Source organism: Pseudomonas fluorescens (assembly GCF_902497775.2).
Classification (GTDB): domain Bacteria; phylum Pseudomonadota; class Gammaproteobacteria; order Pseudomonadales; family Pseudomonadaceae; genus Aquipseudomonas; species Aquipseudomonas putida_F.
This window is the reverse complement of sequence record NZ_OZ024668.1, coordinates 2,263,362-2,281,410: the sequence shown is the minus strand read 5'-3', so window position 1 is coordinate 2,281,410 and position 18,049 is coordinate 2,263,362. Positions and strand designations below refer to the sequence as shown.

22 protein-coding genes and 4 pseudogenes are annotated in these 18,049 nt (G+C 53.7%); 11 read left to right on the top strand and 15 right to left on the bottom strand.

Annotated features, from left to right (window positions below; all coding sequences use genetic code 11):
• Positions 1-437: 437 nt before the first annotated feature.
• The gene (locus F8N82_RS10455) at positions 438-962 is read left to right on the top strand and encodes an eCIS core domain-containing protein (RefSeq protein WP_338918702.1); all 525 of its coding nucleotides are present in this window, start codon (positions 438-440) and stop codon (positions 960-962) included.
• 308 nt (positions 963-1,270) lie between these two features.
• On the opposite strand, the gene catA is transcribed toward F8N82_RS10455, so the two are convergent.
• Positions 1,271-1,930, bottom strand: a complete 660-nt coding sequence (catA, locus tag F8N82_RS10450; protein ID WP_038999356.1) for a type A chloramphenicol O-acetyltransferase — start codon at positions 1,928-1,930, stop codon at positions 1,271-1,273.
• A 536-nt stretch (positions 1,931-2,466) separates the two neighbouring features.
• On the opposite strand from catA, the pseudogene F8N82_RS10445 reads away from it, so the two are divergent.
• Positions 2,467-3,229: pseudogene (locus F8N82_RS10445) on the top strand (tyrosine-type recombinase/integrase); the annotation flags it as partial.
• Positions 3,230-3,415: 186 nt separating this feature from the next.
• Here the strand turns inward: F8N82_RS10445 and F8N82_RS10440 are convergent.
• Positions 3,416-3,709 (bottom strand): hypothetical protein, encoded by a 294-nt coding sequence (locus F8N82_RS10440; RefSeq protein WP_150776860.1) that lies wholly within the window; start codon positions 3,707-3,709, stop codon positions 3,416-3,418.
• Between the two features lie 221 nt (positions 3,710-3,930).
• Between F8N82_RS10440 and F8N82_RS10435 the strand changes: the two genes are divergently transcribed.
• The gene (locus F8N82_RS10435; RefSeq protein ID WP_150776859.1) at positions 3,931-4,506 is read left to right on the top strand and encodes a hypothetical protein; all 576 of its coding nucleotides are present in this window, start codon (positions 3,931-3,933) and stop codon (positions 4,504-4,506) included.
• Positions 4,507-4,564: 58 nt separating this feature from the next.
• On the opposite strand, the gene F8N82_RS10430 is transcribed toward F8N82_RS10435, so the two are convergent.
• Both F8N82_RS10430 and F8N82_RS10425 read right to left on the bottom strand, forming a co-directional pair.
• A complete protein-coding gene (locus tag F8N82_RS10430; protein WP_150776858.1) occupies positions 4,565-4,774 on the bottom strand; it encodes a hypothetical protein in 210 nt (69 codons plus the stop codon).
• A gap of 154 nt (positions 4,775-4,928) precedes the next feature.
• Complete coding sequence (locus F8N82_RS10425; RefSeq protein WP_150776857.1) at positions 4,929-5,366, bottom strand: bleomycin resistance protein; 438 nt, start codon at positions 5,364-5,366, stop codon at positions 4,929-4,931.
• A gap of 361 nt (positions 5,367-5,727) precedes the next feature.
• On the opposite strand from F8N82_RS10425, the gene F8N82_RS10420 reads away from it, so the two are divergent.
• The 5 genes from F8N82_RS10420 (at position 5,728) to F8N82_RS10400 (ending at position 8,482) form a co-directional block, all read left to right on the top strand.
• Positions 5,728-5,904, top strand: a complete 177-nt coding sequence (locus F8N82_RS10420) for a DUF3606 domain-containing protein (protein WP_150776856.1) — start codon at positions 5,728-5,730, stop codon at positions 5,902-5,904.
• A gap of 155 nt (positions 5,905-6,059) precedes the next feature.
• Positions 6,060-6,365, top strand: a complete 306-nt coding sequence (locus tag F8N82_RS10415) for a hypothetical protein (RefSeq protein ID WP_150776855.1) — start codon at positions 6,060-6,062, stop codon at positions 6,363-6,365.
• A 56-nt stretch (positions 6,366-6,421) separates the two neighbouring features.
• A complete protein-coding gene (locus tag F8N82_RS10410) occupies positions 6,422-6,700 on the top strand; it encodes a hypothetical protein (protein ID WP_338918700.1) in 279 nt (92 codons plus the stop codon).
• 52 nt (positions 6,701-6,752) lie between these two features.
• Positions 6,753-7,463 (top strand): molecular chaperone, encoded by a 711-nt coding sequence (locus tag F8N82_RS10405; RefSeq protein ID WP_338918699.1) that lies wholly within the window; start codon positions 6,753-6,755, stop codon positions 7,461-7,463.
• Positions 7,460-8,482, top strand: coding sequence for a fimbrial protein (locus tag F8N82_RS10400; protein ID WP_224793743.1), 1,023 nt, complete (start codon positions 7,460-7,462; stop codon positions 8,480-8,482). Before F8N82_RS10405 ends, F8N82_RS10400 begins: the two co-directional genes overlap by 4 nt.
• A gap of 18 nt (positions 8,483-8,500) precedes the next feature.
• On the opposite strand, the gene F8N82_RS10395 is transcribed toward F8N82_RS10400, so the two are convergent.
• Both F8N82_RS10395 and F8N82_RS10390 read right to left on the bottom strand, forming a co-directional pair.
• Positions 8,501-8,710 carry a hypothetical protein gene (locus F8N82_RS10395; protein WP_150776853.1) on the bottom strand — a complete coding sequence of 70 codons (210 nt, stop codon included), beginning with the start codon at positions 8,708-8,710 and terminating at the stop codon, positions 8,501-8,503.
• A 13-nt stretch (positions 8,711-8,723) separates the two neighbouring features.
• Positions 8,724-8,816 (bottom strand): annotated as a pseudogene (locus tag F8N82_RS10390) (DUF2514 family protein); the annotation flags it as partial.
• A gap of 244 nt (positions 8,817-9,060) precedes the next feature.
• Between F8N82_RS10390 and F8N82_RS10385 the strand changes: the two are divergent.
• Positions 9,061-9,795, top strand: a complete 735-nt coding sequence (locus tag F8N82_RS10385; protein ID WP_150776852.1) for a hypothetical protein — start codon at positions 9,061-9,063, stop codon at positions 9,793-9,795.
• Between the two features lie 47 nt (positions 9,796-9,842).
• Here the strand turns inward: F8N82_RS10385 and F8N82_RS10380 are convergent, their stop codons facing one another.
• The 5 genes and pseudogenes from F8N82_RS10380 to F8N82_RS10355 form a co-directional block, all read right to left on the bottom strand.
• A complete protein-coding gene (locus F8N82_RS10380; RefSeq protein WP_150776851.1) occupies positions 9,843-10,358 on the bottom strand; it encodes a DUF4142 domain-containing protein in 516 nt (171 codons plus the stop codon).
• Between the two features lie 446 nt (positions 10,359-10,804).
• Positions 10,805-11,269, bottom strand: coding sequence for a hypothetical protein (locus F8N82_RS10370; protein ID WP_150776850.1), 465 nt, complete (start codon positions 11,267-11,269; stop codon positions 10,805-10,807).
• A 165-nt stretch (positions 11,270-11,434) separates the two neighbouring features.
• Positions 11,435-11,584, bottom strand: a pseudogene (locus tag F8N82_RS10365) (lysis protein); the annotation flags it as partial.
• A gap of 4 nt (positions 11,585-11,588) precedes the next feature.
• Positions 11,589-11,798 (bottom strand): hypothetical protein, encoded by a 210-nt coding sequence (locus F8N82_RS10360; protein WP_150776849.1) that lies wholly within the window; start codon positions 11,796-11,798, stop codon positions 11,589-11,591.
• 186 nt (positions 11,799-11,984) lie between these two features.
• Entirely contained in the window at positions 11,985-12,338 is a 354-nt protein-coding gene (locus F8N82_RS10355) for a CC0125/CC1285 family lipoprotein (protein WP_150776848.1), read from the bottom strand.
• Positions 12,339-12,594: 256 nt separating this feature from the next.
• Here F8N82_RS10355 and F8N82_RS10350 point away from each other — a divergent pair.
• Together F8N82_RS10350 and F8N82_RS10345 are read left to right on the top strand one after the other, a co-directional pair.
• A pseudogene (locus tag F8N82_RS10350) lies at positions 12,595-13,013 on the top strand (IS5 family transposase); the annotation flags it as partial.
• 402 nt (positions 13,014-13,415) lie between these two features.
• Positions 13,416-14,348 carry a hypothetical protein gene (locus F8N82_RS10345; protein ID WP_150776847.1) on the top strand — a complete coding sequence of 311 codons (933 nt, stop codon included), beginning with the start codon at positions 13,416-13,418 and terminating at the stop codon, positions 14,346-14,348.
• A 395-nt stretch (positions 14,349-14,743) separates the two neighbouring features.
• Here F8N82_RS10345 and F8N82_RS10340 read toward each other — a convergent pair whose 3' ends face one another.
• From F8N82_RS10340 to F8N82_RS10325, 4 genes are all read right to left on the bottom strand, one after another.
• Positions 14,744-15,592 carry a tail fiber protein gene (locus tag F8N82_RS10340; protein ID WP_191626724.1) on the bottom strand — a complete coding sequence of 283 codons (849 nt, stop codon included), beginning with the start codon at positions 15,590-15,592 and terminating at the stop codon, positions 14,744-14,746.
• 186 nt (positions 15,593-15,778) lie between these two features.
• Positions 15,779-16,288 carry a DUF2514 family protein gene (locus F8N82_RS10335; protein ID WP_150776845.1) on the bottom strand — a complete coding sequence of 170 codons (510 nt, stop codon included), beginning with the start codon at positions 16,286-16,288 and terminating at the stop codon, positions 15,779-15,781.
• Positions 16,285-16,716 (bottom strand): lysozyme, encoded by a 432-nt coding sequence (locus F8N82_RS10330; RefSeq protein WP_150776844.1) that lies wholly within the window; start codon positions 16,714-16,716, stop codon positions 16,285-16,287. Before F8N82_RS10330 ends, F8N82_RS10335 begins: the two co-directional genes overlap by 4 nt.
• A gap of 61 nt (positions 16,717-16,777) precedes the next feature.
• A complete protein-coding gene (locus tag F8N82_RS10325; protein WP_150776843.1) occupies positions 16,778-18,034 on the bottom strand; it encodes a hypothetical protein in 1,257 nt (418 codons plus the stop codon).
• Positions 18,035-18,049: the final 15 nt, after the last annotated feature.

The following is an 18,049-nucleotide window of genomic DNA, read 5'->3' as shown; positions in this document are numbered from 1 at the left end:
AGATTCGGGAAACTCTACCATTCGAACGGGTACTTCCGGAATGACACCACCGCCACCGCCCCAATCAGAATTCGCATGTGATCCCTCCCTTGAAATGGTGGGACTTTAGCGGTTTCTGAGTTGAAACGGCATAGGGGGCACAGAGTCTCCCCTGAAAACCAACAACGCAGAAAAGCAAACCAACAATTACTTTTCCCTATAACTTATATAACCAAAGAGATTCACCCCTGCACTTACAGTACCTATACCAACAAAAACCTGAGCTATCATAAGTCTGTAAGCATCCAATCGGTTTTCATCGGAAATTAATCATCAAGCATTCGGGCAGTCGAAAAACAGATTGGAACAGCATCCTACTCCCGAGGCCCTTGCCATGAACAAAGTCAGCATACTAACTGCATCCATATTAACGTACGCTTATTTGGCTGCACCGACCTATGCAGGGGGTGCTGGGGGATGCGATCAACTTAGTTGCCCCTGGAACCGGCACTTCACTAGACGATGCCCATAGGCAATTAAAAGAAAACATAGAGCCTTACAAGCAGCTTGAGGAAGGTGCTTCCAATACTGTTCGGGAGTCTCTTGTGCAGGCGTCTGCGCCGATACTCCAAGAAATGATCTCTCGCTCTAGAGATGATGCCATCAGCGCCGGTGTCGAACCAATCCCTCTAAACATCAGAAAAAATCTACACGGATTTATTCCTGATAGCATTCTCAATATGGCGAAATTCAGGGTGCAGGGCGGTGGAGATCTATCTCTACAGGTGAACTCCATTCGTTATGGCGACGCACAAGCGATAACACTGGACTACGTAATCGTTTTCAAAGATACGAACGGCGCATTGTACAACCCTTCTCTCTGGGCACACGAGTTTACTCACGTCATACAGTATCAAGATTGGGGATTGGCAGAGCCTTCGGCTCCCTCATACCCCGTAATGGCGGGAAATTTCAGCCAGTAAGCATGCCTATACCAGCCCCCACTGGGCTCCCCCCAGGAACGCTAATGAAACCATGTGGATGTTGGGGACCTAACCCAACAATGGTTGCGCCAGAGCCGATGTGCTCTAACGGAAGAGTACAACTTAATATCTGCAATGGGTTGTGCGCCCCCAACCAAGCATCTTACGCCTACCGTTGTATGTCGCAGAAGGTTCTGAGGAACCGCTCAGAGTGAAAATCACCAATGGAAATAGCCAAGTGCAAACTTGCAAAAAGCCCAGCGCGGGGCTGGGCTTGTTCGGCGTGCATGACTAAGCAATGTCCTAAGTCAGATCCCGCTGAGCGCGTTGCACGACTGCTGAATCTCATTGATTACTCTACCCACATGAAAGCCGTCACACACTGCATGATGCACTTGCACTGCTAACGGCATGAAAACGCTTTCACCTTGTGAGTAGTACTTACCAATCGTAAACATTGGCGCAAAGAAATTACTCGCATCAGCCACATTGAAGTTAAAGCTAGTGAAGCTCACCCATGGATTCGCCGAGACGTAAAAAACGTTTTCAGCGTATTCCTCCCTAGGAAAATAGGAAAGATCGCGCCCATACTTCTCCCGATCACTTGAGTACCCTTGCAGAAAGGCGCCCAGATCGTCTTCATAGCAGGTCCATAGCGATGAGAAGGTCTCTGTACTCTCATGGAAGATGGTGTAACTCGGATGAACCACATCCCATAAAACCAGTTCACCATCCTTCATTGCCATTCGAAATTCAGGGAACTTGTTCACTAGCTTGGCGATAACATGGATCATCACCGGATAGAACTTCAGCCCTTCAGCTTTTGTGTAAGCTAGCAACTCTGTGACGTCCAGCTGCGCAGTTTGACTAAACGTACACGAACCCACCGTACTTAATATTTCGAAATGCTCTTTTCGGGCCCAAGTCGCAACATCAAATTTCGAGTACCCAAGGGTATTGTTTACCATTTGACACAACCCAAACTTCTAAAAGGTAAACCATAACATTCCTGGATTTAGCATGCCATTCGAGGACCGTCCCATCCTGGCCGCCCATCCAGCGTGGATGGAAAGCCAGTACCGAGCCTGCTCGGCACCGTAGTAGCTTTGTGCCTCCAACGAACTGCCCCAGTCCGTTGCCTGCAAGCCCATGGACTGGGGCATTGATGACCTAGGAGGGTCAAGAGGAGCGAGCAACGCGTAATAACCCCATTCGAACTCGGCGTATGCGCCGCACTTCAGGCCATAGGCACATCCCTCGCCGTTCTGGACCCCTCGCTGCGTAGCAAGATCGAAGACACAGCGAAGACTCTGATTGCCGCCATGCCAGCCGATAGATCCATTATCGCGGATCGGTCCGCGCACCATCTGCCTCTCGAATCCTTGATTCAAGGGCTTTTCCCAGAGCGGAATATGAAATCTGACGTGTAATCCACGACATCAGTTTCCCGGCGTCATCATGACCCGGGAAGCGCTCCTTGTCTGAACTCATAGCTTTCTCCTGCGGCCTAAAGCGCAACGCCCTGGTGAAGCTGTCAACGATTCTGCGCTCAGCGGTGATCGACGGATTGATCAGCAGAAACCCTGCCGAGGCTCTGCAACTGCCCAAGCGCACCAAGAAAGAGATCGACCCGTTCACTTGAGAGGAGGCGAACCAGATCACCACCAGGCTCTGCGAGCACCCGCACTGGCCAAGCCAGATCTACGCGGCGTTCTTCGAGTTCGTGTTCTTCAGCGGCGTACGCCTGTCGGAGGGCCTGGCGCTGCGCTGGGATGCTGTCGACTTGGAGAAGAAGGTTGCCCATGTGAAGCGCACTGTAGCGCTGGGCGAGGTAGTCGAGCGCACCAAAACCGGCAAAGATCGGTTCGTGCTACTCAACGAGAGGGCCTTGCATGCGCTCGAGTTCGCCAGGGAGTACGCCGAGCGACGCAGGAAAGGGGCGGGTCACGGCGTCACCGTTCATTTTCCCGCCATCGAAGAACGCAGAGTACGTCCGGCAGACCTCTGATCTGCATCATCAGTGGCGGCCGGTGCTTAAAGAACTGGGGATTCGTTACCGCCCGCCATACAACTGTCGTCACACCTATGCGACAATATGCTTAATGTCTGGCCTCAACCCCGCATTTATCTCCCAACAGCTCGGCCACAGCGTGCAAATGCTGCTGTCGACGTATGCGCGTTGGATTAACTCAAGCTCCGACTGGAGCGAGCTGGAAAAGCTGCAAATTGGTATCAAATCGGTATCAACCGCAATGCCAGCGACGTAAGCTATTGATAGGTAAACCCTTTGATCTCCACCGCTAACATCACCATGCGATGATTTTAGCGTTTTTAGGCGGTCTCAAGTGCAATGTTTCCGGGGGTTTCAGCCTCTCAACCACGCACCAAAACGCATACATTGGCCCAAGAATTGGCCCAAGATCATACCCTCCTCCGGCGTTCTGCCGACCTCACTACTCCACCCTGCACCACCATGACTGCGCGTAGAAGGCGCCGTCCACCTCCTCGATCCCGGTCAGGTTCATTCCGACCTGGGCCATGCCGGTGATCTTCACGTCGAGCAGCCGCGGGAAAACGTCAGGGCTTGGCCCTGAACTGAAGATCCAGGCGCTGATTGTCGAGCGCCCCAGGCTGTCGCTGTGACATTCACTGATCTGGATGTCGCCGGCCAGCGGCTGCATCTTCCGCAGCTGATCGGCCGGGATGGCAACGCCCAGCTTTCGCCGGCGCAGGATCAGAAAGCGCATGCTGAATCAAACTGTATAAATAAACAGTATTATACAAATCTGGCCAGCACCTAACAATTACCGCCCGGCGGCACAAATGAATCGGCTACGGCCGTCTATCGGTTTTTCTAAAAAAGTCGATAACTCCGTCGAAATTTCAGCTGAATCGTTTTAAATCGGTAGCATTTTCCCTGTGGCCTGGTGCTAGAATCGCGACCTATTCCAGGCAGGAGAAGAGCGCCATGAGGGCTAAAGTCGTAGCAACCATCTTCGCATTAATCGGCGCTTCGGGAGCAATGGCGAACGGTGGTCTGCAGCCTCGAAACTGGGTGCTCGAGCCTGAAAACTTCTTGGGCATTCAGCTGAATGGGGAACCCCTCCACGACCTCCCTGAGTGTGGGGCGGAGTCTCTGGGCCTTTGCTTTGAACGCACCTCCAAACCGAACCAGTACAAGATTCTGGGTGGGCAGCATCCTTGCTTGAAAGGGAATTACGCTGTTGAGGCCACGTTTGTAGGTTCAAAGCTGGAAAAGCTAAACGTCTTGGGCAGTGCTGAGGGCCTGAACCAGTTAAGCGATTTGCTGGTGGCAAAGTACGGGGAGCCGAGCAGCCGAGAGCTGATCCGACTCGAGACAAAAACCGGTTACTCGTTCGTTAGCGAAGTGATGAACTGGTCGGGCAATGCTTTCTCGATGACTCTGCGGCGTACTGACAACGACACCAGCGCATATTCGCTGACCCTCACCAACTTAAAGCTGTCTCCTCCGGCCTTGTCCAAAGCGGCTCCAGAGGCAGTCGGAGAGGCCGCAGAGCTATAAGACGTTCCACCTGTAAAGCCTCACTCCCCCCGCTTACATTGAGGCGAGTTTAAGAAATTCAGTGACGTGTCGCGCCCTCGCCTCCAAGAGACCGTAGCTGGTACTCGGTGACAGCCTGGTACAGCGACTCAGCCTCCAGCCGCAGGCGTTCGACTTCCTTTGCTGGTTGACCGGCATCCTGGGCTGCATGGTAGCGGCGTAGCGCATCGATGGCCTCCTGAATCAGCGGCTCACCCGCCTCGATAACTCCCGTCAGGGTCTTCTTCACGCTGCTGCCCAGGTTATTTGACCAGAGCAGTATAGGTCAACGGCCATTCGGGCTCCGCTACGGATCAATCAGATCAGCGACGACCACCAGTGTCACCTTCCGGCCAGAAGCGGTCGTTGAAATGCTCAGAGTCGCGCTATGCAACATCACTTGTTCAGTCTATCGCTTGATGCTCGACTGCTCTGAAACCTAAGCTCTGAGTGAACCGCAACAGATAACCATCTGGATCAAGCACCAAAAAATTAAGTTCTCCGTGCAGGCGCTCTTTATCTCGGTACCAGCACTCTTCAATGGGTCTGCGCAATTCAATACCAGCGTCTTCGATGGCCCTAGCCAAAGCTTTGGTATCAGAGCACTGAATCGAAAGATTCATCCCTCGGCCATAGGGTGATAATAGAGGGCCAACACGCCATGGAGACTCTTCCAAGTCATCCTGCTCCAGCATCAATTGGCTCCCTTGAAAGGACAGGAAAGTGAATCTGTCTTCAGGCCTTTCGTATTCAATTTGGAAGCCCAGAATCAGGCAGTAAAAATCTAAGCTTCGTTTTAAGTCAGAGACAATCATCTCTGGAACTAACGTGTTCATCTTCATAAATGGGCTCCTTGTCGTTGATAACACCCCTCAAGCAAGGGGATGGCTGTCCATCTCTGCTCCGCACTGTTTGTACCACGATATCTACTTTTGGTCGCAATTCCGCGACCGACCGTTTTGGGTCGATAGCAGCCGTTTTCTGATCGTCGCGATCGATCTGCTGACGCGGCCAGACAGGCCAATCGCCGTGAGGTTGGTCCTTAGCAGAGGTTTTCAAGACCGATACGAAGACTCAAGCCCGCTGCACCTTTGCCCCGGATTTCAGTTCCCTGGAACCCAATGTGGCGCAGTGGTGATAACGCTGGCATCAACTATATTGATATCGCCTGGATTGGCCAGGAGCCACAAAAAGGACGTAGATATGGCTGATGATTTAAGCAAGCGCGGCCCTCAAGACCGCAACCGCGTGAATACCTCTGAGGCATGGGAGCTGTCGTTTTGGTCTACCAAATTTGGGGTGACGAAGGACCAGCTGATTGCAGCTGTTAAAGCTGTTGGCCCCATGGCAGATGACGTGCGGAAAAAGCTCGGCAAGTAATACCCGGGGCCTTGGCGGATAACCAGGCCCCTCCCTCCTCCGGCGTCCTGCCGACCGATCACAATCCCCTCTCCCCTGCAGCTCGTCACCCTGAGCTGGCCAGAATTACCCTGCCTCGACTACTGCATATCCAAACAGTATCGGTAGACCGCACCGTGATCATCGAAGACGACAGCTTCGCGCTGGGCATGCCCACGCCTGTTCAAATGTTGCGCCAGCATGCGCGCCTGGTCGAAGCCGAGTGCGAACAGTTGCGGCACGAGCTCGACAGCGCCCGGGAGAACATCGAGAAGCTGGTAGCTATCCATCAGGCCCAGGCCGCCGAGATCACCAAGCTGAACGCCAGGATCGAGCGCATGACCTGGGAGCTGTCCGATGCCCTGGTAGAAAATACCGAACTGAAGAATCGGCAGATGGGAGGATGCTCGCCTACCTGGGGAGGAATACCGCCCAAGGCCTAGAGCTTTTGGCAAAAATGAGAATCGTCTGATTTCGAATTCGAGGGGGCGTAGGTAGCTTGACCTATCCTTTTGAACTAGTACGAATTAGCAATGAACATACACAATTCGGAATTAACGCAAGCAAGCAAGCAAGCAAGCAAGCAAGCAAGCAAGCAAGCAAGCAAGCAAGCAAGCAAGCAAGCAAGCAAGCAAGCAAGCAAGCAAGCAAGCAAGCAATTATAAGCGAAAAACAAGCATTATCACAAGTGTTATTTTTGCGCTTTCTGGATGCGCGCTTACTTCGCAACCTGCATTTAACGACGACGCGTTACTCGCGCAATACATCGCCGCCTTAAAAGCTGAACACCCAAACTACTATTGGGAGTTCATCGAGAGGCCAGATAAATAATGGCCGCGAAACCTCCATCACTCTTCTCTCTATTTAAAATCATCCTGCTGTGGTTCGCAATCAGTACCACAGCCGAAGCCATGATAAAAATCGAGGGGACGCGGCTTATCTATTCTGGCCAACATCGCGAAGCCAACATCCGCGTGACCAACTTATCGCCGAAAACCGTTGCACTTCAAGCCTGGATCAGTGCAGGCGAAGAAAACAAGAGCGATGTACCCTTTGCGCTGACCCAACCCCTGATCAAACTGAGTCAACAGCAAACCGAGATACTGCGAATATTGTACATTGGTAAAGGGCTACCGAACGATAGAGAATCGTTGTTTTGGCTAAATGTTATGGAAATCCCTCTTAAAGCCGATAGACAAAATAGCATTCAAATGGCAGTCCGCCAAAAGCTGAAGCTATTTTTTCGGCCACCGGGCCTGCAAGGAACGTCTTCCGCATGCGTCGCCGGACTAAGTTGGAAATTGAAGAATGACGACTCGATCGAAGTAACCAACACGTGCGCCTTCCATGTATCGCTGGTGGATGTAAAGATTGAAGGCCGCGATCGCAGCACCCCACTAAGCGACTACATCTTTTTAAAACCAGAAGAAACACAGCACTTCAAGAGTACTAAGCCCTTCATATCTAGCGATACGAAAATACTGTTCGTTGAAATCAATGACATTGGATTACGCGCCGAACACAAGGCAAACATCCAATGAGCACATCCATCAGCTACTCACGAACCCTTAAAATGCTACCGTTAAAAACACTTGCTATGACTTTACTTCTTGCCGCCTCAGCCTGCCCTGCTACAAGCTTCGCGCTTTCCTGTAAAGAAGCTGATACAAATTCAGCCGTATCCAAAGACTCGTTAGGCACTGCCCTGGCTGTTCCCGCAGACGCTCCGGACGGGACTATAATCTGGGAGTCGTCGTTACACACAGTCAAGGTAGTCTGTGCAGACGACTACCAACAGGGTAACCAGAAAATCTACTTCTATTTGAACCCTGGAGATGTCAATATTGGAAACGGAATACGCATCGGCATCAAATATGATAAAAAAACTATAACCTCAAGCTCTGGGAAGATCAGCACGGGATATTCTTCTCACCATGGCTGCAAATGGGCCAACTGCACGGGATGGGACAAAGCTGAGTTCTCCATTACCTTCAGCGTGTTCATTGAGAAATACGGCCCCACGCCGACTTCCGGGCAAGCCAACTCACTACCAGATTACAGAGTATTCCAACTAGATGGCGGCTACGTATTAAACCCAAAACCCAACAGCAACCTCAATTACGTCATAACAGGTGTCAATAACATCCGTTTCATCCCCTGCTCACCAGATTTGAAAATAACCCCAAGCACAGTCAATTTTCGCAGGGCACTATCCAGTACCGCAAGTATAGGAAACATTGCCAGCAGCGCCAATTTTAGACTTGGGCTATCAAGCTCCTGCGATACGCCCTACACAGTCAATGCGCGATTCGCCTCCACTCCTGGTGGTGGAACCATTATTAACAACCTGTTGGTACCAGATAATAATAGCTCAGTGGGAATCTCTCTCAGCCGAGCGGCAACCAATGAGAAGGTCCCATTTGACAAATGGTTCAAATTGGCAGACCTAACGGGTCGTGACTTAAACAGCACTGATTTCAAGGCAGACTTAATCTGGCGCGAACCCCCTAAAGCCGGTTCCTTTGATGCTTCTGTCATCGTAGATTTATTTTATAAATAACTAGCAAATTCTATGTATTCAATGAAGCGTTGCGCCTTCGCCTCCAAGCGATCGCAGCTGGTATTCCGTCACAGCTTGGTACAGCGATTCGGCCTCCAGGCGCAGGCGCTCGACTTCTTTTTCCGGCTGATCGGCGTCCTGGACTGCGTGGTAGCGACGCTGCGCATCTATGGCCTGCCGAATCAGCGGCTCGCCAGCCTCGACAACACCTTCCAGGGTCTTCTTCACTCTACCGCTCCACCTATTTGATTAGCGCAGTATAGGACGCCTCGCACGCGAGCCCTGCTATTCGAGCTCGGTCATAAGCTTTCGCCAGCTCTTCCGCTTGAGCATCAGTCCATGATCGGGTTGTTCTGAGCGTCCAGCATGCCAGACCAGTACTTCACAATGAAGTGGCTCAGCAGCTTGGCGTGTGATTCGCATCGAAGCATATGCCTCGCCCCACCTGAATGCGCTCCAGCATTGGTGGTGTTCCGACCGGGTGATGTTAGTATTCGGCGCTGCCACGCCGCACTGCGTAAACAGGAGCAGCATTCATACCTTGTAGGTATGCTGATTTTTGATAAGGATTATTTCTCATGCGCTTTCAACGTTCGGGCATCGCCGCCCTTCTCACCACGTTAACCTGCACGGCTGTCCTGGCCGCAGATGACATTTCGGGCGTCGCCCTTGGATCCTCATTGGCTGCCGCCAAAGAGGCCATTGCAGAGGCAAACCCAAACTTCAAGTTTTCTCCATTAATGCTGCGTAACGGCAAGGAAGCCGGCGTTACAGCGGTTACAGCAGACCGACTGAAAGGAACCGGCACCACCAATTCGGGGGGGCCTTCTGACGAGTTTGCAGCGCTCCAGAATGAGTCTGGGAAAGTGTGGTTCATAGCTCGTGTTCAACGCTTCGAAGACGGGTCCCGCATCAAGACAGAGGCGCTTAAGGCTGCCCTGACTGAAAAGTTCGGTAAGCCGTCCAGCATTACGCAGATGATGATGCTCGGCCTTGACTGGCAGTACGACCGCGACGGGAAACAGTACTTCGGGCCCACCTCAGCGGGTCCATGCAAGGACGTGAGTTTCGACAGTAGCGATATTCCCGGCGTATCGGTTCCCGCGCCGCAATCGTTTAGCCCAACATGTGGGAAATTCATCCTAGTTGGCGCCTCAGAACAATCAGACGGAATGGTGCCTCACTACACCGTGTCCATCATTGACGCCAAATCGATGTTTGACGAGCTGACTGCGCGTGATGCTAAAGCCGAAGCCGATCGAAGCAAGAAACTGTCTGATGAGCAAGCGAAGAACGTAAAACCTAAAATCTGACAGAATGGGAAAGGCCGTTGGTAAAACAACGGCCTTTGATCTTCAGGTCAAGGCTTGGCTTCATCACCACCGTGCGCGGCGGCCAGAGCCCTGGCTTTTTCCAAATGAACCTGCAGGGTAGGCAAAGTCTGGGTGGCGAAGGCTTTGAGCTCGGCGTCCTTACCGTCTTTGGCGTAATCCTGGAACAGCTCGATGGTCGCTTCGTGAGCCTTGACCTGGTTATTGGCATAGGCCTGGTCGAAGGACTTCGCGCCGCGCAGTTCGAGAATCATGGCCTTAGCCTTGTCAACCAGATCCGCATCAGTGGAAACCTTGATGTCCTTGCTGGTGGCCAGCGCCTGCAGCTTCTCATTGGCCGCACGGTGATCCTTGACCATCATGTCGGCGAATGCCTTGACGTCACTGCTTGTGCCCTTCTCCTGGGCTAGTTTGCCCGCTTCGACCTCAGCAACGCCCTTGGCCGAGGCATCTTCGACGAAATCATCGGCATCCTGGGTGGCATGGACAGCACCAGCAAGGCTGAAGGCCAGTGCAAAGGCCCCGGTGCGCAAAATAGTATTCATCATGAAAATCCTCATCTGGGAGTGGTTCCTAGTGTTTTTGCTACCGCTACCTGTTCTGAGCACCGGAGACTAATAGAGGTTCCGGTTTTTCCATTTGAATCTATTTGCGCAGTCCACACCCATTATCCAAGCCCCAAGATTCATTCACTCACAAGCAACCCTCCACAGCTGATCCAGACTTGAGGTGAAGCTACGGCTGTTCATCTCCCGGTGCATCCCCCAGTCAGGGTTCGCCGGAACGCTAGCAGCGTGCCCTGCCCCATCGCTCACTGATCTGGCCAAGCACCGCCATCCCCCAGAGACATTTGAGTGGTACCGTGTTGGAGTTGCTGTGGGCAACACGCGAAACCAAGGTGTCCACCTGCTAGACTCAACAAGATGATTCCAGATAAAACTAGAACCACCCCCAAACACTTGAACATGTCCAGGGGCAGAGCGAAAGATTATTATTTAAACGTAACAACAATAGGGGAAGGCTCACCAGGCATACCAGGAGTGCCAGATGTTGAACAGCCTCCATTATTGCAAGTGATAGTCGCGGACAACCCAAGAGAAGGGACAACTTTCGTATACCACGTGCCACCGTCCTTCATATGCCTAAAAGTCAAATTGCCAAGCCTGATGCCTTTATCGTCTTCTACAGCCCAGCTGATTTCCTTTGGCCCATTCGTGCAAAGGCTAAAAATGTTATCTGAGTCCGTCATTCCGAATGAAACATCTCCCTGAGGCGGAACGGTATAGGCACTACCGTTCTTCGGACCGTACATACACTGGCTGCCGATTTGCCTCACGTACTTTGTCTGATTACTCGCATTCTTGAAGTGCACCGTATAGTCTTGCTTCGCCATAACTTGCGAAGAAGCGAGCATGACAAATGAAACAAGCGCAGCACTTGATAATAGGTTTTTCATGAAAACTCCATGTTTTTGAATCTTCCATTAGTAAGAACAAGCCTCATGCGCACCGTGACGGTCGAATGCGAAAAGCCACTATAGACAGTAAGGTTTCTCTGATCAAGCAAGCACAGGGCGTTTGTCCTGTACTGAAATGGCCCTACGTTAAAATCCGGTGGTTTATTAACGCTTTAGAGCCAGGATATAGTCCTGGCATGCAGTCAGTGCGATCAGTCCTTGGTCGCCGTCACCGGTGATTCTGATAACTCGTTGAGCAGCCGCTGGGGCAAGTTCGCCTCGCGTGACTCCATGAACCACGCCGTCGATACCGGACTATTTAATGAAGGGAGCGCGCAGGCCCGCCAAGCGACCGCAGCTGGTACTCGGTGACTGCTTGGTACAGAGACTCGGCTTCCTGCCGCAGGCGTTCGACTTCCTTTGCTGGTTGACCGGCATCCTGGGCTGCATGGTAGCGCCGCTGCGCGTCGATGGCCTGCTGAATCAGTGGCTCGCCGGCCTCCACAACTCCTGTGAGGGTCTTCTTCACGCTGCGGCTCCGGTTATTTGGTCAGTGCAGTATAGGCCAATGGCAATTCAGGCTTCGCTATGGATCAACCAGATCAGCGACGACCGCCAGAGTCACCTTCCGGCCAAAAGGAGCCCATCAGATGTGTCCAGGAAATCAGGGAAGATTCATGCGCGCGCTGCCATGAATGGACAGCGATAATGCCGCTTATTCGACGCAAACAACAGACGCTTCCGCGCTAGGGAATTTATGCTGTGTTATAAAGAGCTGTCCGTTCAGAGCTGCGTAATTTGTTTTCTCTTTTAAAAAAGGGCGAATTTCCGTTTCTGCTTTAAGTGGACTGCATAACTCGCTCGCCCGCCTCTTGACAAAACCAACAACTTGTTCTTGTTTATTGTAACCGTTACCTTCAAAAGTCACTGTATAGGTATTGGCACCTGTTTTTACGTCGCTGTATCCCCCTTCGTACATTGTCGAGCCTTTAGGAGCATATGGAATACCGGAACAAGCCGAAATAATTACGCAAGAAGCGATTAGTAAGAATTTAGATTTTTTTATCATGTATAAACCTGAAAGATTGGCTATGGAACGATTTTAGTCTTGCTCAAGAGGAACGCGATATGGATAGCGACAGGCCTCGCATTCCCATAAAATTCAGAGCAGCATTCAGAATGCTACTATTTAGCCATCAGCGTGTCCAATGTCCGATTCTGCGCTGAAAAACAGACCTTGCCGAACGGCTGCTTCGGCTCGAAGGTGGTCATTCATGGCCGACTGAATTCGACCCATAGCAGCCGTTGGCGAGGAGCGGAAGCCTCTAGGCCGCAGTCGCGGCGGCCTGACAACCAGCTCTGTTACGCCGACCGGACACCGTTGCGCTCCCTTCTCTCTGGCGGTCAAGCCAGTGACATAAGCTACGCCCAGCCTCTGCTAGACGAAGTTAGCATTCCCTCAAGCCAACGTGGTCGTCCGCGTAAACGCTGTATATGGCTGCTTGCCGACAAGGGCTACGACGCCGAAGCGCTACGCCGCTACTGCGATCAATATCGAATGCAGCCCGTCATCCCGCTGCGATCAATGAAGCGCAAACCCAAGCCTGGCGTACCCAGGCTGTTTGATCGGCCCAAGTACCGGCAGCGCAACATCATTGAGCGCATGTTTGGCTGGCTGAAAGAGAACCGCAGGATCGTGACACGCTTCGACAAGCTTGCGAAAAGCTATGCCGCCATGTCCTGACTGGCTTGTTACATGCAGTGTTTGCGACATCTCTTTTCGTACAAAGCCTAGGTCCGGGGGCTTTTCGCCATAGCGTGAAACGTCTTGAAACGAAGGCCAGGGAGGGCCAGAACAGCCGCCCCCCCCTAGAAATAGATGCAGTTGAATGACGCCTATATCAATGCCTATTCATTCGCCAGTGAAATTTACAAAACACCTATCTCGAAAGTTCTAACTACTAAGTATTCAACCACGAAACTACCCACAGCGTCGCGACACCCGCATCTTTAGGATTATTCCAAATCAATATATCGAGTTGTTTACATTCCTCCTGTGTACGCTAGTCTTCCCCTTGCCCTGCCACGGTCTGTAGTTGCAGGCGTATCAGTGCATTTCTCCACTCTTACATCAAGGAAGACGATAATGGGACGAAGCAGAAGCCTGGAAAAAATGCTGGCCGAAGAGAAACGCAACAAAGAGCGTCTTGACGAAATATCCAGAGAGCTGGACAGCCAACTGAAAGACGCTGACCAGGCCTTGCGCCAGCAAGCAAAAAGCTTTTATCAGAACGATGGTAGAAACTGGAAGTACAACGAATATCTCTCCGGCCAACAATCTGACTTCCAGCTGGAGGACAGCTGGTCGCTGGACAACCTCTCCTCGATCATCGACAAGATTTCCTCCGCGGTCGTCGGCACCGTCACCGGCAATATTACCAACGTGCCCGAGGGGACGAGCGTTGCTGCTGACGCCGAGAAGATCAACAAGACCGGCGACCTGACAACCGACACTCGCCTGCTGGTAGCCACCAACTGCTTCAACCTGCTCTCGGGCATCGTCAACTCGTTCGGCAGCATTAGCAAGGTTCAGGTGCATACAGGCTCCAGCACCATTCCGATTGGCCAGGGGCTGCGTATTTTCGCCACCGTCGCCACAAACGTGAGCCAGCAGCGTTCGTTCTTCAACAACAAGATCCTCTGCACTTACCGATATGCCTATTTCGTCCCCTATTCGCTCGACGAGTTCCACCAGCAGGCTGAACGCACACTCGTCGCTCAGTACGAACGAACACTCAATACACTGAACAAGGCGTCACAACAGAATGACGACAAGTTTGCCAATGGCACCATCGACCTTGACCAATATCTGGAGACGGCAGACAAACTGGAAGCCCGGACCCTGGAAGTCATTCGAAAAATTGAACAATTGAAAAAGCAGGATGGGGATCTCAAGGGGATCGCAGAGCTGCACATGCGGCAAACCGCCTTCCTCGTCGGACGCAAGATTGAGCTGGCACGGACCAAGAATCTGGCGACCCGTTTCGACAAGTTGCTTTCGACACTGAAGTCCGCATAATCTGACTCAATCGAGGTAAAGGCCAGCCTCATCCAGGGCCTGGTCAGGCAACACGAAAACAGCCAAGGAAGCGCAGTTACGGGTTGTGAATGAGCATTCCGAGGCTGTTTTCAACACAGCATCACCAAGTATCAAGGCTTTTCGTACAGAGCCTAGTCACGTCAAATGCAAACGGCTGGTCAGCATCGATGGAAGTCACCGGTCAGTGCAGGGCAATTTCCCACTCTGTCTCACGTAGTCCAAGTAGGCACATGCTGGACGTTCCTTGACTGTTCCGCCATACACCTTCATCAGCTCTAACGAGCATGTCAGCCAGCACGAAGGCCAGAGTGCATAAAAGCGGCGTAGGGGGAGTACGCCGCCAAAGAATATGCACTTGTTTCGAAGGGAGAAACTTAATGCTTGATCAATGCAAGTAGCGCGATGTTGCGAGGGCGGGAGACGCCTGAGTAACCGCGATCCCCGGCGAGACCCGGCAATGCATAGTTGACAGTCGCATCAACCCCACCGACTGTAACGGTCGGATAGTCGGTGGTAGAGAAAGGATCTACGCCCATCGCTGCTTGCGAGGCTGGGCCAGTGTTTTGGGTTGTCGATGCACTCCAGATGCCATTGGCCTTACTTTCGGTAGTGTCGTACGGGTACAGAGTGCCCTTTTGGGACGATCCGAATGCACGCCCGGCATCGATCCCTCTACCATCATCAAAGCCGCGGACAAACTCACCACGTAGGTCAGGCAGCGCGAAAGTAGACGTGCCATCCCCTTCCCCATAAGTTGTGCCGATTGCCGCGAAGAGCGCCGAGTAAGTGCTGCGCGATATCACTGTACCATCTGCTTTGAGCCAACCCGCAGGAACGGAATTGGCAGCCGAAAATTTCACATCACCCGGCGCAGCTCCCGACGCGATGGAGATCTGACCCAAGGTTACCGCGTGCTGGCTACGTGTCGCATTGGCGACCTGCTGTGCACCGCCGTCACAACTGATCAACACCCAGCACAAAGCGCCGCCGTTGAGCAAAGGGCCAATATGCGAGACCAGCGTGACATTGCCGTCAGCAACAATCTCGTCACCCTGCAGCAACTGCCCACCCAAGCCATAAATCGGGGCCGCTACGAGCCCATCAGGGGCGTAGGTAGCATCGGCCGGGTTGGTCATCGTGGCGCGAAAATACTGAACTACGCCGTTGGTGGTGGGTAGCGCTGCAAAGGGCACGGAGTTTGAAGCGGTGTAAGTAGTTGTCATCTGACTTTCCTTGTGAGTTGACACGAAACAATTCAAAAGTGGCTGCATCGGTCGGGCCTTGGTCGGACGGCCTGCAACCTCAAAATACTGTATATTTATACAGCAACCAGAACAAGCTAAATCCATCCTAAAATCTTCATCACTCGCTTCTTTGATGGTTTGCTCAGCCCACTGAGCCCTCAGCGATTACCGTTCGCCAAGCGATAAGTAGGCCTGCTCGCACATCACTCCTCTCCCCCGGCTTTGATCAGCAACTGCTGCCAGATCGCCCGCTCTTTCATCAGCGCGCTCGAACACGTCGGCAAACACCATGGCGACGCGGGCAGCTGTCTGGCTTGTGGCGGCAGTGCAGGAATGGTTGCGTGCCTGGGCTGCGAGACGGCGGGCAAGGTCCTCTGCTGTGTCCCGCAGGCTGCCATTAGCAGCGCGAGCGGCAGCAGCATCTGCAAGCGCCTCGTCGATGATCTTCTGTCCATCTTGAATCACCTTATTCATTGATTGTTGCCGGGCCTGTTCTTTTTCGCGCTCGGCAGCTTCGGCCAGCGCCCATGCGTGCTGATCGCCTGCATCACGGACAGCCCAGCGCGCCTGCCACTCGGCATCCATGGTCGAACGGCCGTGCTCGTAGGCGCCCCAGAACGCCGAGGCCACCAGCGCCAGCGATACCGCGGCGCCGACCGTGCGCGAGCTGATCATGCCGCCTCCAGGAACAACGTCCGTTCGGCCTCACGGCGGCGAACCAGGCCGGGCAGAACCTTGCCGCCAGCCTTGTTCCAGCGCGGGAACTGCTCGGCAGCACCGGCGTAGTCGCCACGGTTCAGCAGGCGCAACAGCGTCGACGACTCGAGGTTGGCCGCTCCCAGGTTGTAGGTGAAGCTGATCAAGGCGTCTCGCTGATTAGAGGTCAGCGGCACCTTAACCAGGCGCTCTACCTCCGCCTCAAAGCGCTGCACGTCGTTGGCCAGCATCCGCTCGGCCTGGTCCTTGGTGATAGACATTCCAGCCTTGATGCCGCGTGTGGTGCCGTAGCCGATGGTCCAGACGCCTACAGCGTCCTGGTAGGACTGCAGGCGTAGGCCTTCGAACGATTTGATGAGGCCAAGGCCCCGTTGCGTCGTACGCATTCACTTTTCTCCAGGCAAAAATAAACCCGCTCTAAGGCGGGTGCTGGTGCTGCTTGTGGTTTCAGGCTTCGGCCTGAGCCTCTGCCGGCTGCGTGGCCGGCATATCCAGGCGAACGTCGATCCAGCTTTCTGCTGGAACATCCATCAGGGCACCTGCCACCTGCTCCAGCTCGCCGTCATCGTTCAGGGCGTACTTGATCTTGCGCAGCTCCACGATGACGCGACCGTCCTCGTTGGTGGTGCCGGTGGCAATGCCGAGCTGCCGGCCGCCGTTGCGGTCAGTAGGACTGCCAACTTGCCAGCCGGAGGCAGCAAGGCCGAGTGAACCGGTAACCTGGTAGCGGCCAGTGCCCAGACGCGTGACCTCGATCCCGTTGGCCTCCTCGTTGTAGGCGCCCCACTCGCCCGAGGCCTTGAAGCTGTCCAGCAGATCAGCCCGGGAAGAACCCGCCACGTCAGCGATGCGCGCGATCGGCGAGGCCCGCTTGATGAAGCCCGACGCATCGACGGTGGTGTTGGCCGAGGTCCAGAGGTTGGCCCAAGTCGTGAAGCCTGAGGATGCGTTGTAGGTCCTGTACGCCAGTTGGCTCGCACCGATACTCATCGCCAAGCAGCCGAAGCTGCCGTCGGCATGGGAGGTGACCAAGGCCGTCCCGAAAGAACCGATAGGACTGGGGTTGGTGGGAAGCGCATAGTAGAACAGCCCCCCACAGGTAAGGGCGTCCATGTTTTGGATGATCGGGGCTGCGTTGGCTGCGCCATAGCTACCGATACCTGCATAGCCGGCAGTAACTACACGGCCAACCGCCCCATCAGTTTTCGACGCCACCACAGCTGCCGTGGCGGCAGTGCCCAGACCAAGCCCAGTACGTGCCGCTGCCGCCGTTTTCCCACCGGTGCCGCCCTGTGCCACGCTCAATGCAGTAGTCAGCCCGCTGAGCGCTGTGATGTCACTGTTCGCCCCGCGCGCTGCGGCGCCGATATTGGCAAGCAGGGTCGGGGCATCCGTGGCGCCACCGAACAGCGCCAGCGTGCCGCCGAACTGCTCGATGGTTTGCCGCAGGCGGTCGGCCGACTCTTTCACGTAGCCCTGCATGGGTGCCAGGCCATAGGTGCCGCCGGCTACGGTCGGACCCTGATACGCAGGAAGAATGCTCAGCACCGTGGCGCTGGCAATGTTGGTGACTTCATACCAGCGACCATCGGGCCCCTGGAGCGCATCGCCAACACGGCTGTTGGCCGAGAAGGCGGTGCCGGTGCCGGTTACTGTGTTTTGACCAGCCGTGATTGCGACTGTGCCGGATCTGTACCAAGGCATAGAGATGCTCCGAGA

Coding starts and splice junctions, on each gene's coding strand:
- F8N82_RS10455 (WP_338918702.1), top strand. CDS start 438: ATGCAGGGGGTGCTGGGGGATGCGATCAACTTAGTTGCCCCTGGAACC.
- catA (WP_038999356.1), bottom strand. CDS start 1,930: ATGGTAAACAATACCCTTGGGTACTCGAAATTTGATGTTGCGACTTGG.
- F8N82_RS10440 (WP_150776860.1), bottom strand. CDS start 3,709: ATGCGCTTTCTGATCCTGCGCCGGCGAAAGCTGGGCGTTGCCATCCCG.
- F8N82_RS10435 (WP_150776859.1), top strand. CDS start 3,931: ATGAGGGCTAAAGTCGTAGCAACCATCTTCGCATTAATCGGCGCTTCG.
- F8N82_RS10425 (WP_150776857.1), bottom strand. CDS start 5,366: ATGAAGATGAACACGTTAGTTCCAGAGATGATTGTCTCTGACTTAAAA.
- F8N82_RS10420 (WP_150776856.1), top strand. CDS start 5,728: ATGGCTGATGATTTAAGCAAGCGCGGCCCTCAAGACCGCAACCGCGTG.
- F8N82_RS10405 (WP_338918699.1), top strand. CDS start 6,753: ATGGCCGCGAAACCTCCATCACTCTTCTCTCTATTTAAAATCATCCTG.
- F8N82_RS10400 (WP_224793743.1), top strand. CDS start 7,460: ATGAGCACATCCATCAGCTACTCACGAACCCTTAAAATGCTACCGTTA.
- F8N82_RS10385 (WP_150776852.1), top strand. CDS start 9,061: ATGCGCTTTCAACGTTCGGGCATCGCCGCCCTTCTCACCACGTTAACC.
- F8N82_RS10380 (WP_150776851.1), bottom strand. CDS start 10,358: ATGAATACTATTTTGCGCACCGGGGCCTTTGCACTGGCCTTCAGCCTT.
- F8N82_RS10370 (WP_150776850.1), bottom strand. CDS start 11,269: ATGAAAAACCTATTATCAAGTGCTGCGCTTGTTTCATTTGTCATGCTC.
- F8N82_RS10355 (WP_150776848.1), bottom strand. CDS start 12,338: ATGATAAAAAAATCTAAATTCTTACTAATCGCTTCTTGCGTAATTATT.
- F8N82_RS10345 (WP_150776847.1), top strand. CDS start 13,416: ATGGGACGAAGCAGAAGCCTGGAAAAAATGCTGGCCGAAGAGAAACGC.
- F8N82_RS10340 (WP_191626724.1), bottom strand. CDS start 15,592: ATGACAACTACTTACACCGCTTCAAACTCCGTGCCCTTTGCAGCGCTA.
- F8N82_RS10335 (WP_150776845.1), bottom strand. CDS start 16,288: ATGATCAGCTCGCGCACGGTCGGCGCCGCGGTATCGCTGGCGCTGGTG.
- F8N82_RS10330 (WP_150776844.1), bottom strand. CDS start 16,716: ATGCGTACGACGCAACGGGGCCTTGGCCTCATCAAATCGTTCGAAGGC.
- F8N82_RS10325 (WP_150776843.1), bottom strand. CDS start 18,034: ATGCCTTGGTACAGATCCGGCACAGTCGCAATCACGGCTGGTCAAAAC.